Annotated in this window: 15 protein-coding genes; 5 read left to right on the top strand and 10 right to left on the bottom strand. The window is 40.8% G+C overall.

Annotation, left to right across the window (positions count from 1 at the left end):
* Positions 1–21: 21 nt before the first annotated feature.
* Positions 22–990: a signal recognition particle-docking protein FtsY gene (gene ftsY / locus AB6811_RS11080; protein ID WP_369490531.1), complete on the top strand. Its 969-nt coding sequence runs from the start codon at positions 22–24 to the stop codon at positions 988–990.
* Between the two features lie 6 nt (positions 991–996).
* Positions 997–2,292 carry a 30S ribosomal protein S12 methylthiotransferase RimO gene (rimO, locus tag AB6811_RS11075; RefSeq protein WP_369490530.1) on the top strand — a complete coding sequence of 432 codons (1,296 nt, stop codon included), beginning with the start codon at positions 997–999 and terminating at the stop codon, positions 2,290–2,292.
* A 49-nt stretch (positions 2,293–2,341) separates the two neighbouring features.
* Here rimO and tpx read toward each other — a convergent pair whose 3' ends face one another.
* Positions 2,342–2,848, bottom strand: a complete 507-nt coding sequence (gene tpx / locus AB6811_RS11070) for a thiol peroxidase (RefSeq protein WP_369490529.1) — start codon at positions 2,846–2,848, stop codon at positions 2,342–2,344.
* Between the two features lie 110 nt (positions 2,849–2,958).
* The gene (locus AB6811_RS11065) at positions 2,959–5,502 is read right to left on the bottom strand and encodes an ATP-dependent Clp protease ATP-binding subunit (protein WP_369490528.1); all 2,544 of its coding nucleotides are present in this window, start codon (positions 5,500–5,502) and stop codon (positions 2,959–2,961) included.
* Between the two features lie 188 nt (positions 5,503–5,690).
* On the opposite strand from AB6811_RS11065, the gene gyrA reads away from it, so the two are divergent.
* A complete protein-coding gene (gyrA, locus tag AB6811_RS11060; protein WP_369490527.1) occupies positions 5,691–8,189 on the top strand; it encodes a DNA gyrase subunit A in 2,499 nt (832 codons plus the stop codon).
* Between the two features lie 20 nt (positions 8,190–8,209).
* Positions 8,210–9,517 carry a tetratricopeptide repeat protein gene (locus AB6811_RS11055; RefSeq protein WP_369490526.1) on the top strand — a complete coding sequence of 436 codons (1,308 nt, stop codon included), beginning with the start codon at positions 8,210–8,212 and terminating at the stop codon, positions 9,515–9,517.
* Positions 9,518–9,597: 80 nt separating this feature from the next.
* On the opposite strand, the gene AB6811_RS11050 is transcribed toward AB6811_RS11055, so the two are convergent.
* The gene (locus AB6811_RS11050) at positions 9,598–10,062 is read right to left on the bottom strand and encodes a thioredoxin family protein (RefSeq protein WP_369490525.1); all 465 of its coding nucleotides are present in this window, start codon (positions 10,060–10,062) and stop codon (positions 9,598–9,600) included.
* Positions 10,063–10,240: 178 nt separating this feature from the next.
* Between AB6811_RS11050 and AB6811_RS11045 the strand changes: the two genes are divergently transcribed.
* Positions 10,241–10,570, top strand: coding sequence for a hypothetical protein (locus tag AB6811_RS11045; protein ID WP_369490524.1), 330 nt, complete (start codon positions 10,241–10,243; stop codon positions 10,568–10,570).
* Positions 10,571–10,585: 15 nt separating this feature from the next.
* Here the strand turns inward: AB6811_RS11045 and AB6811_RS11040 are convergent, their stop codons facing one another.
* The 7 genes from AB6811_RS11040 to AB6811_RS11010 all read right to left on the bottom strand — a co-directional run bounded on the left by AB6811_RS11040 (position 10,586) and on the right by AB6811_RS11010 (position 16,115).
* Positions 10,586–11,479: a hypothetical protein gene (locus AB6811_RS11040; RefSeq protein WP_369490523.1), complete on the bottom strand. Its 894-nt coding sequence runs from the start codon at positions 11,477–11,479 to the stop codon at positions 10,586–10,588.
* A gap of 111 nt (positions 11,480–11,590) precedes the next feature.
* Complete coding sequence (selD, locus tag AB6811_RS11035; protein ID WP_369490522.1) at positions 11,591–12,631, bottom strand: selenide, water dikinase SelD; 1,041 nt, start codon at positions 12,629–12,631, stop codon at positions 11,591–11,593.
* Positions 12,628–12,864 (bottom strand): putative Se/S carrier protein, encoded by a 237-nt coding sequence (locus AB6811_RS11030; RefSeq protein ID WP_369490521.1) that lies wholly within the window; start codon positions 12,862–12,864, stop codon positions 12,628–12,630. The genes selD and AB6811_RS11030 overlap by 4 nt, the downstream gene beginning before the upstream one ends.
* On the bottom strand, positions 12,857–13,978 hold the full coding sequence (locus AB6811_RS11025; protein WP_369490520.1) for an aminotransferase class V-fold PLP-dependent enzyme: 1,122 nt from the start codon (positions 13,976–13,978) through the stop codon (positions 12,857–12,859). Before AB6811_RS11025 ends, AB6811_RS11030 begins: the two co-directional genes overlap by 8 nt.
* Positions 13,979–13,980: 2 nt before the next feature.
* A complete protein-coding gene (gene yedF, locus AB6811_RS11020; RefSeq protein WP_369490519.1) occupies positions 13,981–14,598 on the bottom strand; it encodes a sulfurtransferase-like selenium metabolism protein YedF in 618 nt (205 codons plus the stop codon).
* 15 nt (positions 14,599–14,613) lie between these two features.
* Entirely contained in the window at positions 14,614–15,663 is a 1,050-nt protein-coding gene (locus AB6811_RS11015) for a quinone-dependent dihydroorotate dehydrogenase (RefSeq protein ID WP_369490518.1), read from the bottom strand.
* A 26-nt stretch (positions 15,664–15,689) separates the two neighbouring features.
* Positions 15,690–16,115, bottom strand: a complete 426-nt coding sequence (locus tag AB6811_RS11010; RefSeq protein ID WP_369490517.1) for a helix-turn-helix domain-containing protein — start codon at positions 16,113–16,115, stop codon at positions 15,690–15,692.
* Positions 16,116–16,325 lie beyond the last annotated feature (210 nt).

The following is a 16,325-nucleotide window of genomic DNA, read 5'->3' as shown; positions in this document are numbered from 1 at the left end:
CGCCCGAAAATAATATTGTATATGGGTATTCTTAACATTTTTAATCCCGATAGTAAGGACAATAATAACTCCAGTTCCCTTGACCAGGGTTTGGCCAAAACAAAGGAGAACCTTTTCAAAAGAATTTCAAGGGCTGTAGCCGGTAAGTCCAGGGTTGACGACGAGGTCTTGGACGAACTTGAGGAGGGACTTATCTCCGCCGATGTTGGCGTTGAAACCACTCTCCGTATTATTGAACGCATCCAAAAGCGTGCTGCTGCTGAGAAGTACCTGAATACTGCAGAATTAAATACTATACTTAAATCCGAAATACTATCGTTACTTGCCGAGAATTCCGAAAATTCTTCCCTTACAATTAGTGGTGATCTTCCTAAACCCTATGTAATTATGGTAGTTGGTGTTAACGGGGTTGGAAAAACTACTACTATTGGCAAACTGGCATACATGTTTAAGAACCAGGGAAAAAGGGTATTGTTGGGTGCTGCCGATACCTTCAGAGCGGCGGCCGTAGAGCAGCTTACCATTTGGGCTAATAGGGTAGATGTTCCCATTGTTAAGCAGCAGATGGGTTCCGATCCCGCTGCTGTTGCTTTTGACACCCTAAACTCTGCCAAATCTAACGACACCGACGTAGTAATTATCGATACCGCTGGCCGTCTTCACAATAAAGTCAATTTAATGAACGAGCTTTCCAAAATACGTAGGGTAATGCAAAAAGTTATTCCCGATGCACCACATGAAGTATTGCTCGTTCTGGATGGTTCAACAGGTCAAAATGCCTTTGCACAGGCACGCGAGTTCACTTCGGCAACCGATGTTACAGCCATTGCTCTCACCAAGCTCGACGGTACGGCCAAAGGGGGTGTTGTGCTTGGCATTTCCGATCAATTCAAGATACCCGTAAAGTATATCGGAGTGGGTGAAAAAATGACTGATTTGCAGATATTTGACAGGGTTGCGTTTGTTGAGTCGCTATTTCGTAACGTTTAGCCAGACATGACGAAAAAAATCAATGTTGTTACCTTGGGGTGCTCAAAAAATGTTGTTGACTCCGAGGTGCTTATGCATCAGCTCGATAGAGGGGGATGGAAAATTGTTCACAATTCAAACGATCCATCGGCAAGGGTTGTTGTGATTAACACTTGCGGTTTTATTGGCGATGCTAAGGAAGAATCGGTTGAAACTATTCTTGGCTTTGTCGATGCCAAAAATAGGGGGATGATCGACAAGGTTTACGTTATGGGATGCCTTTCGCAACGCTACCGCAATGAGCTGGAAGCTGAAATCCCCGAAGTAGATGGATTTTTTGGAGTTTCCGATTTACCTCTAATTGTTGCTGAGCTCAATGTGAAGTATAACGAAGCAGAGCTGAATAAACGCTGGCTTTCAACCCCAAGGCATTACGCTTACCTGAAAATATCCGAGGGTTGCAACTGGGGATGTTCATTCTGTGCAATACCACTTATTAGAGGTAAGCATGTTTCCCGACCCATTGAATCATTAGTTAACGAGGCAAAAGAACTTGCCAAACAGGGCGTTAAGGAGCTAATTGTAATTGCACAGGACACTACCTATTACGGATTTGATTTATACGGTGAACGCCGAATTGCTCAGCTACTCAATAGCCTTAGCCAGATTGACGGTATTGAATGGATTAGGCTTCACTATGCATACCCATCTGGTTTTCCCGATGACCTAATTGATGTCCTAAAGTCGAACCCGAAAATTTGCAAGTATATCGATATTCCATTACAGCATATAAATACTCAGGTACTTAAAATGATGCGTAGGGGAATAAGCCGAGAACAAACCATTGATTTCATTGAGAAGATAAGAAAGAATATCCCCGAAATTGCTATCCGAACCACTTTTCTGGTTGGCCACCCAGGGGAAACCCCTGAGGCTTTCAATGAACTGATTGACTTTGTTAAGGATTACCGGTTCGACAGGGTAGGTGTATTTGCATACTCTGAGGAGGAAGGAACCTATGCTGCACAAAACTTTACCGACTCCATACCCGATGAAGAGAAAAAACTTAGAGTTGAAAAGCTGATGGAGGTTCAACAAAGGGTATCTTTTGAGCTAAACCAGCTAAGAGTTGGTCATACGTATAAGGTTATAATTGATGCAATTGAAGACCATTACGCAGTTTGCCGAACGGAGTTCGATTCACCCGAGGTGGATCAGGAGGTTCTGGTAAAGCTTAACGGTAAAAATGTAAAACCCGGCGAGTTTCATACAGTACGTATTGTAGAGGCCCAGGAATACGATTTAATCGGTGAGTTTGTATAAAAAATAAAGGTCGTTGTTAACGACCTTTATTTCAATTTAATGTATCATACTACTTAACTAATTCTTTTAAAACTTTAATTGCAGCATCGTAGTTTGGTTCTTGGGCAATTTCAGGTACATACTCCACGTATTTAATGATATCATCCTTATCTATTATCACAACACCACGGGCAAGAAGCCTTAATTCCTTTATCAGAAAACCATAGTTTGTACCAAACTCCAGGTCTCTATGATCCGAAAGGGTAACTAAGTTGGTAATTCCCTCAGCTCCACAAAAACGCTTTAGGGCAAAAGGCAAATCGTTCGAGATCGCTAAAAATACCACCTTATCGCCAAATTCCGATGCGGTCTTGTTGAACTTGTGGTTCTGAACCGAACATACGCTGGTGTCAATGGATGGGAAAACGGAAATTAGTTTTACTTTTCCCTTAAAATCGCTCATTTTTACAGGCTTTAGAGAGTTATCAAGGGCCGTAAATTCTAAAGCTTTATCGCCTGCCTTAACCTGTTCGCCTGTTAGGGTTACGGGATTTCCGCCAAATGTTACTGTTTTCATAATTCTATTTGGTTAGTTTGTTACTAATATAACAATTTTGCTAGGGGAATGTTCAAAAAAAAGAGACGCACCATTTGTTGTGCGTCTCTTACTTATTGTATTACAAATTATTACTCTTCATCAGCGTTGGTAACCTCCTCTTCAGCTTTTGCTGTTCGAATGGTAATTTCGTCATTCTTTTTACTATAGCCAACCAGGAATACTGCACCAGGTTTTGCATCGCTCTTTATTAAGGCTTCAGCTAATGGATCCTCCAGATACTTTTGAATGGCTCGTTTTAGTGGACGGGCGCCATACTGAACATCATATCCCTTTTCCGTGATGAAATCCTTGGCTGCAGTCGAAATCTTAATGGTATAGCCTAAACCAGCAACCCTGTCGAATAATCCTTTAAGCTCAATATCGATGATTTTGTGTATATCGCTCTTGGTAAGCGAGTTGAACATAACAATGTCATCAATACGGTTTAAGAATTCGGGGGCAAAGGCTTTTTTCAGTGCCTTTTGGATTATACTTTTCTCGTAATCGCTTTTTGCCTCCGACTTGGCTTTTGTGGCAAAACCAACACCCTGTCCAAACTCCTTCAAATCACGGGTTCCAATGTTGGAGGTCATAATTATTATGGTATTCTTAAAATCAACCCTACGTCCTATGCTGTCGGTTAGTTGGCCTTCGTCCAAAACCTGGAGTAGAATGTGAAAAACATCGGGGTGTGCTTTTTCAACTTCATCGAGCAATACCACCGAGTAGGGTTTTCGACGAACTTTCTCAGTGAGCTGACCTCCCTCTTCGTAACCAATGTATCCCGGAGGCGCACCAACAAGCCGCGACACGGAGAATTTCTCCATGTACTCGCTCATATCGATACGTATTAGGTTATCGGTAGTATCGAAAAGGTATTTTGCCAGAACCTTTGCAAGCTGTGTTTTTCCAACACCGGTTGGTCCAAGAAAGATAAACGAACCAATAGGACGATTCGGATCCTTTAGCCCGGCGCGGTTACGTTGAATAGCCTTAACAATCTTATCAATTGCCTCGTCCTGACCAATAACTGAGCGCTTCAGCTCATCGGCCATTTTGAGTAGACGTGCGCCTTCAGCCTGAGCTATACGCTGAACGGGAACCCCAGTCATCATGGCAACAACTTCGGCTACCTTTTCTGCATCTACAGTTTCGCGATGTTTAGTTAGCTCTTTTTCCCACCGCGCTTGCTCTGCTTCTAGCTGTTCAATAAGTTTTTTCTCGTTATCACGATACTTTGCCGCTAGCTCAAACATCTGGTTCTTAACTGCTTTGATCTTTTCCTTTTTGGTCTCCTCAATGAGTTTTTCCAGCTTGAGAATACTCTCAGGAACCTTGATGTTTGAGATATGAACGCGCGAACCGGCCTCATCCAGGGCATCTATTGCCTTATCGGGCAAATGCCTGTCGCTGATGTATCGCATGGTAAGCTTCACACATGCCTCAATGGCGTCGGGGGTATAGGTAACGTTATGGTGTTCCTCGTATCTCTCCTTAATGTTATTGAGTATGTCAATCGTCTCTTCAGGTGTTGTGGGTTCAATCATTACCTTTTGGAACCGACGCTCAAGCGCTCCATCTTTCTCAATGTGCTCACGATATTCATCAAGTGTAGTTGCCCCAATGCATTGGAGTTCGCCACGGGCAAGTGCGGGTTTGAGCATGTTGGCGGCATCGAGCGAACCGGTGGCTCCGCCTGCTCCTACAATTGTATGAATCTCGTCAATGAAAAGAATAATGTTTGGGCTACGGGTAAGCTCATTTAGTATGGCTTTCATGCGTTCCTCAAACTGTCCCCGATACTTTGTGCCGGCAACTATTGATGCTAAATCGAGTGCGATTACCCGTTTGTTGAATAGCACACGCGATACTTTCTTTTTAACAATTCGTAGGGCTAACCCTTCAGCAATAGCCGATTTACCAACGCCAGGCTCACCAATGAGGATTGGATTATTCTTTTTCCGGCGGCTCAGTATTTGCGCTATTCGCTCTATTTCCCTCTCTCGTCCGATTATTGGGTCTAAACGACCCTCCTCGGCGGCTTTGGTAAGATCAATCCCAAAGTTATCCAATACTGGGGTATCGGACGACTTAGAGGATGATTGACCTGAACGCCCCATGTTGCCAAAAATACCACCTTCGCCTTCATCATCCTCGCTGCCACCGCCGGAAAAGTCATCTTTATCACCCGAATCCTCCACAATCAAATGTTTACGAACCGTTTCGTAATCAACATCATGCTCTAGTAGCAGCTGGGTGATATAGCTGGTTTCATCCTTTAGAATTGCGAGTAAAAGATGGGCTGTATTGATAGTATCGCTTTTAAGCGAACGGGCTTCAAGTATTACGATTTTTAAAACCCTTTCGGTTGATTTGTAAATACTAATGTCCTCAGACTCATCAATACCCGAATTATTATCAGCGGGTTGTAACAACCGACTGTCAATTGACTTTTTTAGATCGTTTAGATTTAAACCCTCCGAAAGCAGAATATTGATTGCTTCGCCCTCACCATCACGAAGAATACCCAAAAAAAGATGATCGGGGGTAATGGCTGTATTACCCAATCGGATAGCCTCCTCGCGACTGTATGCTATAACATCTTTGATTTTTTGTGAAAACTTTTGTTCCATAAATACTTCTCCAAAAACTTTTACTAAAGTAATAGACATAAACGTAACAACAATGCTTTTGTTAATAAATTTAGTATTTTTTTAATAAATAATGAACAACATCATAAACCATTCTTTTTTTTACGCTTAAATAGCTATCTTAGCACGTTATTTCTGAAGTAAAAAATGACTTTTTAAGCTTTTATTATATGTCTGAGGGTGAAAGGATTATACAGATCAACATTGAGGAGGAAATGAAATCATCGTACATTGACTATTCAATGTCGGTGATAGTATCAAGAGCATTACCCGATGTGCGTGACGGTTTAAAACCCGTTCACAGAAGGGTTCTTTTCGGAATGGCCGATCTGGGGCTCAATGCAGGTAAACCATTCAAGAAATCGGCACGTATAGTGGGTGAGGTCCTGGGTAAGTACCACCCTCATGGCGACTCTTCGGTTTATGAGGCAATGGTTCGCATGGCTCAGGATTGGGCAATGCGCTACCCGCTGGTTGATGGACAGGGTAACTTTGGTTCAGTTGACGGCGATAGTCCTGCAGCCATGCGTTACACGGAGGCTAGGCTTACCAGAATTGCAGAGGAGACACTTGCCGATATCGACAAGAATACCGTTGACTTTAAGCTAAACTTTGACGATACCCTGGAAGAACCCACGGTGCTTCCTACCAAAATACCCCTTCTTCTGGTTAACGGCACATCAGGTATCGCCGTAGGGATGGCCACCAACATGCCTCCCCACAACCTCTGCGAGATTGTTGACGCCATTTGTGCCACTGTGGATAACCCCGAGATTACCATAGATGAACTGCTTAAATATGTTAAAGGACCCGATTTCCCAACAGGTGGTATAATATATGGTTATCAGGGAGTTAAGGAAGCATACCTTTCCGGAAAGGGTAGGGTGGTGATCCGCTCCAGAACGGAAATCGAACAAACCGAATCCGGACGCTCCAAGATTATTGTTACGGAAATACCCTATATGGTAAATAAGGCCGAAATGATTAAGAAGATTGCCGACCTTATTAACGATAAGAAAATTGAGGGTATCAGCTATATTAACGATGAATCCGACAGGCAAGGAACCCGCGTTGTAATAATCCTTAAAAAAGAGGCAGTTGCCAATGTTGTATTAAACAATTTATTTAAGCACACTCAGCTGCAATCTACTTTTGCTATCAACAATATAGCTTTGGTGGATGGACGTCCCAAGCAGCTTAACCTGAAGGATTTAATTGTACAGTTCATTAAGCACAGGCATAACATTATCCTGCGTCGTACACAATATGAGCTAGATGAAGCTCAAAAACGGGCCCATATCCTGGAAGGATTACTAATAGCCATTGACCATATCGATGAGGTGATTAACCTTATACGTGCTGCTTCTTCGCCTAACGAAGCCAAGGAAAAGCTTATGGAAAGGTTTGGTCTTAGCGAAGTTCAAGCCCAAGCCATCATCGATATGCGCTTAAGGAGCCTTACCGGGCTTGAGCGTGAAAAGGTTAAGCAGGAATATGAGGAACTTCTAAAGCAAATTGCTTACCTCAAAAAGGTTCTAGAGGATGAAAACCTTCAGAAAAAGATCATCAAGGATGAGATGATCGAGATGAAGGTAAAGTATGGCGATAATCGTAAAACTGAGATTGTGCCTGATGCTGAAGAGTTTAACCCCGAAGATTTTTATGCCGACGAGGAAGTGGTTATCACCATTTCCCACATGGGTTATATCAAGCGTACTCCACTATATGAGTACAAGCTTCAATCCAGGGGGGGGGTAGGCTCAAAAGGTAGCACAACCCGCGATGAGGATTTCATTGAGCACATCTATGTAGCATCCATGCATAACACCATGCTTTTCTTCACTGAAAAAGGCAAGTGTTACTGGTTAAAAGTGTACGAAATACCTGAAGGTAACAAGGCTTCAAAGGGCAGGGCTATCCAGAACCTTATTAACATTGAGAACGACGACACAATACGTGCATACATTAATGTTAAAACATTAACCGACCCTGAGTACCTGAATAACAACTATATTGTTCTTAGCACAAGGAATGGTATAATTAAAAAGACATCGCTAGAGGCGTATAGCCGTCCACGACAGAGTGGTGTAATGGCAATTACCATCAAAGAGGGCGATCAGCTCATAGAGGCATGCCTAACCAATGGTAACAAGCAAATCATCCTAGCTGCTCGCGAAGGAAAAGCCATTCGTTTCCACGAAAAACTTGTACGTCCAATAGGTAGAACCGGAAGTGGCGTTAGGGGAATGAATCTAGCACAAGGCGATTCCATTATTGGCATGATTTGTGTTGAAGAAAATGAAAACAAGGATATACTGGTTGTAGCAGAAAACGGTTATGGTAAACGTTCTAAACTTGACGATTACCGAGTTACCGGTAGAGGTGGAAAAGGTGTTAAAACAATAACTATTACACCAAAAACAGGTAAACTTATAAGCATTAAAGCCGTTGACGACAATAACGACATAATGATTATAAACAAGAGCGGTTTAACCATCCGATTGAGTGTAAAAGAACTTCGAGTTATTGGCAGAACAGCACAGGGTGTTAAGCTAATTAACCTCAGGAAAAACGATTCCATTGCAGCTATAGCCAATGTGGAGGCAAGCGATGAAGAAAATATCGATCAACAAGAAACCATTGATAATGACGAATCAGTAAACGAGTAACTTAATTTAACAATTATCTTATGAAACGACTAACAATTTTAATTTCAATGCTCTTTGTTGCTGTAATGGTAACAGCGCAAACCAGCAAGGAAATCAATTTCGATCAGTATGCCAAAAAGGTTGAAAAAAGCAACGCCGAAATCCAGGATCCCAAAAAGAATACCAAGGATGCCACATGGATTAAGAGGGGTGAGCTTATGATAGACCTTTTTGATGCTCAAATCCTTAGGGCATACGTTGGAATGGATCCAAATACATTTACGCTTGTTGTTGGAAAACCCATACAGCAGGAAAAAGTTGAAGTTGATGGGGTTCAACTCGATAAGTATGTTATGGAAAGGGTTAACTTCTACTTCAACAACGGTCAACTTGAACGCTGGGAGGTTACTAAGCCCGTTATTGATAAACCTTTGGATTTGGCCCTTGAAAGTTTCATGAAAGCAATTGAGATCGACACCAAGGGTAAGAGCACCAAGAAATTGCAAGAATACCTTGTAAAGCTAAAAGGTCTATACGTTAACGAAGGTTCAAACCAGTATACTCTAAAAGATTATAAGGGTGCCTTTGAATCCTTCAAAAAGGTTATAGAAATTGGAACACTTCCAATACTCAACCAGAAAGACACTGCAATTTATTACTATGCAGGTTTATCGGCTCAACTTGCCGGATTACTTGAGGAATCAATTCCATACTACCAGAAATCCATTGAACTTGGTTTTGCCAACGATGGTGCTGTTTACTTTAATATATTTGATGCCTACAAGAACCTTAATAAAGGCGATGAAGGTCTAAAATACCTAGAGGAAGGTTTCATAAAGTATCCCAAAAACACAAACGTATTGTTCTCTCTAATTTCTTACTATATCGATAAGCAAGAAGATCCTACTAAGATTCTTGTTTACATTGATAAGGCAATTGAAACCGAGCCAAACAACTCATCGCTTTACTTTGCAAAGGGTACATTGTACGATAGGCTGGGAGATGGCGAAAATGCCCTTGAAGCCTACAAAAAAGCTATTGAGATTGATCCTAATTTCTTTGATGCTTACTACAATATTGGTGCGCTTTACTTCAATAAAGGTGTAAAGTACATTGAGGAAGCTAATAAGGTTCCTGCTCGTGAACTCGATAAATACGATGCTCTTATGGAAAAGGCTAATGCAGAATTTAAGAACTCAATGCCTTACATGGAGCAAGCATATAAAGTAAATCCCAATAGCAAGGAAGCTGTTGAAGCTTTGAAAAATATCTATTTTCGCTTCCGTAACGAGAGCCAGGAAATGTTGGATAAGTACAATGAATTCAACGAGAAGGCAAAACAGATGTAATTCTGATAAAGTAATAAAAGCCCCGAAATGGGGCTTTTATTTAAAAAACATTATTTAACATAATATTAATTATATGACTTTTATTTAAGTGCTTCTGGTGTCCAGTTCTTTAGGAAATTCAGAACTTTTCTTCGGTCGTAACCATCGCCAGACTCTAGCAAACCCGAATCCTGAGTGTGGATTCTGTTTCCATTGGAATTTAAAATCACAAGAACAGGAAAACCAAAACGCTGCGGTTTTTCAAGCTTTTCCAGAACATCTAAATTTTTATTTTCCTTGCTGTAGTTAACCTTAACCACAACGTAGTTTTTGGTTAGGATTTCGGATATAGTTGAATCTGCGTTCATAAAATTATGGAGTTTAACGCACCATGGGCACCAATTGCCTCCAATTTGAATAAAAACATGCTTGTTTTCCTGTTTTGCTTTGTTAATTGCGGCTGCAATTTCAGCCTTAGCGTCGGCATTGGGATTATATATGTTTACCTGGGCATAAGCCATCAATCCCAATAAAATTAATAGATTTAGTAGCAATAATCGTTTCATAGTATTTAATTTAGTACACTCAAAGATATTAATATATTGGAATCGCATATTCAAAAGCAAAAAATCCTATTTTAACACTCTGATATTGTGTTATATAATATTTTTTGAAAAAAATATTCACAACTCCCCTTGCAATTTCTTTTTTTGCACTATAATTGCGGAAAATTTTGAGCGATTTATGAGTAAGAAAAGAGCAGCAGTAAGTCTTAGCAATTTGTCTCCTGAGCTTTTAAAAATATTCAAGGAAAGGTTCCCCCATGGGTATCAGGACTTTGTTTTCAAGGTTGAGAAGCCAAATGGCGATTTTTTCCATGCCGTTACCCTTGAAACCGAGGATGCTATTTACCTGGTAAAGGTTCCAGTAAAAATTGACACAAAGATAAAGGATGAGGATGAGGAGAAGGAATTTTTCGGCAGCCTAGCCGATGATACCATCGGAACCGAGGGCGATGAATTCCCTGATGATATTAGCGATGAGGAGCCTGCTGAGGAGATGGCTGATGAGTAATTATCTTAACTTAAGCTACATGCGGACGATTTCGAGTAGAGGTCGTCCTTTTTTGTACCCTAAAACTTTACAGCTAACGCTTTTCCCTACACTGTACGATGAGGTATTCTCAATTTGTACGCCACACTTCATGCCAAATTTATCATACACTACCACAACCCTACTACTACCTAGTTCATTACTATAATCCTCTTCAATTCCTGCAATCTCAAATTGATATACCCCACCTACCTTATAGTATGGATGTTCTGGGTCAATCATCAAAAATCCCCTGTTATCAGTACCTCTATAACTGGCAACAATAGGAATCCCTTCTTTGAAACCATAATGTTTATAGTGCTTTACCTTTAACAAGGCTATACAATTCGATTTTGATTTTAGCAGGTAATACTCCTCGTTCTGAATAACTACTACCTTACTTAGAAAAAGCAATATCTCCTGTCCATTACTAAAGGTATCGGGGCAAATGTCCCATTTAGCGCTTGCTGAAAGGATAGGAACTCCTTTTTTAACGCTAAGCACTTTAAGCTTTACCTCCTCTTGTCCATCATCAATGGCACCTTTAGGAACTAAAACTTCAATTTCATTACCAAAAATATCGCATACAATTATACTCTGTACCTCTTCAATTGCAGTATCGCTAATATGTTTAATCTTAAAAGTATATGTACTCCCGGTTTTGTAAACCGGATGTGCTGGCTCAATAAAAATTTGACCCGTGCAGTTTATCTTATCTATCCTGCATTGAATGGTAGAGTTTTCTTCTATATTGTACTTATCATAATATTGAGCCGGCAATAGCAATTTTTTGCCCGATTCATGGGAAAGAACGAATTGCTTGCCGCTACCAGGCACATCTATTACTTTAGTAACCTTAAAATTATACCACTCCCCTTCCCTAAAAATCATAAAAAACAGTATGTTGTTTTACAATGAATTAGCATAAAATAATTGATAAGAATGATAAAATTAAAGTTTGATTCAAAAATATTAACATATCAGTTCCAGAAACAAAAATATCTAACTAGTAATCAATATATTATCACCTTCAAAAACCTCCCCTACTACTGCCGAATACGTTAAACCAGCCTCTTTTAAAAGACTAAGGGCCTCATTAACCCTTTCAGGCTTAACACCCATTAGTATTCCTCCCGACGTTTGTGCATCGCACATCAGCATTTTAATATTGTAGTCAACATTTGGGTCACCATTCAAATGGCCGCCTACAAACTCGAGATTACGGAATGCAGCACCGGGAATGCAGCCCTCATCCACAAGTTGATATACCTCAGGAAGCAGGGGTATTTTGCTTGTGTAAAGCTTAACACCAACGCGGCTTGCCTTAGCCATTTTGTATACGTGGCCAATAAGCCCAAACCCGGTAATATCGGTAGCACCTTTAACACCAACGGTTTGCATGACCTGTGCGGCAGTGTTGTTAAGCTGTTTCATCCAGAAAAGGGCCTCGCTGTAAGCTGTTTCGGATACAATACCTAAGCGCTTAGCGGCTACCACTACCCCAGTGCCCAAAGGTTTAGTCAAGATCAAAGCATCGCCAGGTTGTAAGCCGGCATTGGTAATCACCTTATCAGGATGAACTCTACCCACCACGGCTAACCCATACTTTGGGGGATAGTCGTCGATGGTGTGACCACCAATAATAATTGTATTTGCTTTTTGGGCTACACTTGCCCCACCCTCAAGGATTTGCCTGTAGGCATCTAAAGGGATTTTACTAGAAGGAAACATGGCTATGTTGAGCGCAAGGAAAGGTTCGCCTCCCATGGCGTAAACATCGCTCAATGAATTGGTTGCAGCTATTTGTCCAAACTCAAACGGATCGCTACATACAGGGGGGAAAAAATCGGTGGTGAGAATTATGGCTAAATCCTCATTTATCCTGAAAACCCCAGCATCGTCGTGGGTATCAATATCTACCAACACATTGGGATCGGTCACCTTGGGCAGGTTAAGCAGAATGGACTCGAGCACCGAAGCTGGAATCTTAGCCGAACAGCCACCGTACTCCACATTGGTTAACAAGTCGAAATTGGTACTCATGAATCTACTTTTATTACTATGTTAAACGATAATCTATCTAGTTGTAATTCAGCTAAAAGATTATTGCTATCAGAACAATCAATTTCAATACACATTCCACATTCAGAGCTGTACTCCTTGGGTACTGGAATTATTTGATACTGCACGCCTAAACCTGCAATAATATGCTCAGCTTGCATTACCTTATGAATACTCTGAAAAAGGAGTAAACATTTTCCTTTCCGTTCATCCATGATTGAGCTCTTTCAGGGCAGAGTAAAGGTAATTCAAATCGGTTGAATTATGGTATTTGGAAAGCGAAAACCTGACAGTACCCATAGGGAACGTCTTTAGGGTTTGGTGCGCAAGCGGTGCACAGTGAAGACCACTTCGGGTTTCAATGGAGTAGCGCTTGAAAAGCTGCTCCGACAGTTCTGAAGGGCTGTATTTATTGGAAGTTATTGAGAATAACGATGCCTGATGGTTAACATCAAGGGATCGGAACACTTTAAATGATTTTAAACGCTCAACCCTATCGAGTAGGTCCATAAAATGTTCGTGCTCATAGCAATTGGTTACATTTGCCGATAGGGCTCCATATAAACCGAAAATACCCAAAACATTAGGGGTTCCGGCCTCAAACCTATCGGGTAAAAAGTCGGGCATCAGAAAGCTATCGGAACGGGAACCTGTACCCCCATGTATTAACGGGATGATTATTTCGGGGGAGCGAACAAACAGGCAACCTGTTCCGGTTGGTCCCATCAACCCCTTATGCCCAGTTAATGCTAGCATATCGATGTTCCAGGTATCCACCTCAATAGGAATATGCCCTGCCGACTGACTTGCATCGACAAGCAGCGGAATATCACCCAGCAGAGCTTTTAGCTCAGCAATAGGCTGTACAACCCCATTCACATTACTAACATGGTTAACAATACACAGATCGTATGATTTTAGATCGAATAGCCTGAGGCCTTCAAGATTTATTGAACCATCGGGGTTGTAAGGCATGATATCGAACTCAAGTCCAATAGTATTCTGCAGGTGCAACACAGGGCGTGTTACCGCATTATGCTCCAAGGGGGAAATAAGTACTCGTTTTTTCCGGTAGGAAAAACCCTTTATGGCATTATTGAGTGCATGGGTTGCGTTATATGTAAACACTATATTTTCGGTAAGGCTAGTGCCTAATAGCCTAGCGAGTAAGGTTCGGGTATGCTCAACTATCCTAGAAACATTAATGACCCTATCGTATGCACTACGTCCATAGGTGCCACCAAGCTTCAGGTACTCATTGATGTATTGGGCAACATCAGGTGGCTTAGGGTGACCGGTAGCCGAATTATCGAAGTAATAGTTCGCCATTACTACGGTTTAACAGTATGGATTCCTGAGCTAAGCCTTTCAGCAATATAGAGCATATTAGAGATTGTTCCCACCTCAATTTTATCCTTTATACTAAAGAAATCGACACAAGTTCCGCAAAGTGTGATTTTAACACCCATTTCCATGAGTTTTACTAGGCTCTGAGCAGTATCGCTACCCTTTACAGCAAGTGTAACTGCGCTGTTGTAACAAATGATCTCCTCCGGAAGCCCTTCGAGACTGGGTAGAGTGTTTAAAAAACCTTTCATGAGAATTTTTCCCAGATCATTGTCTCCATTTCCCATTAAATGGCTGGTAAGAACAACAATGTATTTTTTGCTTCTGGGTGGAAAACTGACCTCGCAGTATTCCTCTGCCTCTTTCTTGGTATTAAATTCCGAATCGGTTGGATTGATTGTTAGGGTAAAAAGTCCATTCTGTTCATCAACGGTAAATGGGATTGCGTTATCGGCTAAAAAACGGGAAACATTCTGGCACGATGTTGCGTTGTCAATTAAAACCTGAATCGTTTCATCCTTAACCGATTCTTTCAGAGCCTTTTTAGTATTGATAAGTGGCTGAGGACATAGCTGTCCACGACAATCAATAATTTTTGTCATATTGGTTTCTTTAGTTTATGCTATATCACTATTTATCAATGCTTTATTAATGTGCTTAACAATAGCCGGTCCCTCGTAGATGAACCCTGTGTAAACCTGAATGAGTGTAGCACCGGCTTTCAGTTTCTCTATTGCATCGTTAGGAGAATGAATGCCACCAACCCCAATAATGGGTTTTGCCCCCTGGGTAAGGGTATGAATAAGCTTGATTACTTCAGTAGAGCGTTTAGCCAAAGGCTTACCGCTTAAACCCCCGTTCCCAATGGATTTAACTTTTGCTTTAGGGGCTTGAAGGTTATCGCGTGATGTTGTAGTATTGGTTGCAATATACCCATCAATCCCTTCTTCTTCAGCAATTTTAATTGTTGCCGTCAGGTGTTCATTGGTAAGATCCGGTGAAACCTTTAGAAGTATTGGTTTATAGAAATCGTAGTTCTTTCGTTCGGTAGTAATAGCCTTAAGTAAGTTTTTCAGACTATCATCGTCCTGCAAATCGCGCAGATTTGCTACGTTAGGACAACTAACATTAACCACAATGTAGTCCACATGGGGGTATAAACAATGGAAAACAGTAAGATAGTCATCGATTGCATTTTGGTTTGGCGTTAACGTATTCTTTCCAATGTTACCACCTATTATTAAATTTTTTGGACGACGCTTTCTTGACAAGTTCAACTTAACATAATCAACACCTTTATTATTGAATCCCATTCGGTTTACCAAAGCATTGTCGGCAATTAAGCGGAATAAACGTGGTTTGGGATTTCCAGGTTGAGGTTTTGGTGTAACAGTACCAACCTCAATAAATGAAAAACCAAAACATGCTAACTCGGGAAAGTAATCAGCATTCTTATCGAATCCAGCGGCAAGCCCTACGGGATTGGAAAAATGATAGCCAAAGACCTCGCGCCGAAGCGAAGGGTGAGATACCGCGAACATTTTAAAACAAAGAAAACGCACACCGGGAATGGTAAAGGCCACTTTAAGCGTTGCGACCACTAACCTATGAGCAAATTCAGGATTTAAGAGGAAAAATATTGGTCTGATTAACTTCTTGTACAGCATTTTTTTTGCAAAACTAACAAAAATAGTTAATCGGACTTTGATGGATAATATATTTCAAAAGTATTATCTGAATAGATAAAAATAATTTGCTTTACAACTTTTGGCGAAACCGGAATGTTTACATTTGTAAATTTAGGCGATTTATGCAAATCATCATTTTTATCGTTGGCTTTAGAGCTGGTATTATCTGTTTTAGGGATTAAAGGTGATGGTGGATCGAAAAGCGACTGTTGAACTGCAACCTTGTACATATTACCCTTGCCGGTTATAATCCAATCAATATTCAACCTTGGGAAATTTGTGGCTAGCTTTTGAATAAAGTCAAAACTTGGCTTATTTCGCCCTGAAAGTATATGGGAAATGGCGCTGGGTTGAACCTCTAATATATCGGCCAGCTTCGCAGCAGTTACCTTTTCATGCTCCATAAGTTTAAGCAATCTTTCATTAACCATAATCGTAGTGTTTTTGTACATATCATTTGCGGGGTTCACAAATGTAATTATTCGAAAAATTTTATCAAAATACATATGTAAACATAGTAAAAATAATTACGTTTACATATGTAATCTTAATTACCAGGCTTTATTTATTATCATAGGAATTGGTTAAAACCCTGCAATTTCATTGCAGGTACTTTAGTTTCTATAAATTTCATAGATTTA

The sequence above is a fragment of the Tenuifilum sp. 4138str genome (assembly GCF_041102575.1).
In the GTDB taxonomy this organism is placed as follows: Bacteria; Bacteroidota; Bacteroidia; order Bacteroidales; family Tenuifilaceae; genus Tenuifilum; species Tenuifilum osseticum.
Note: the sequence above shows the minus strand (reverse complement) of the source record. Positions and strands in the feature narration are given on the sequence as shown.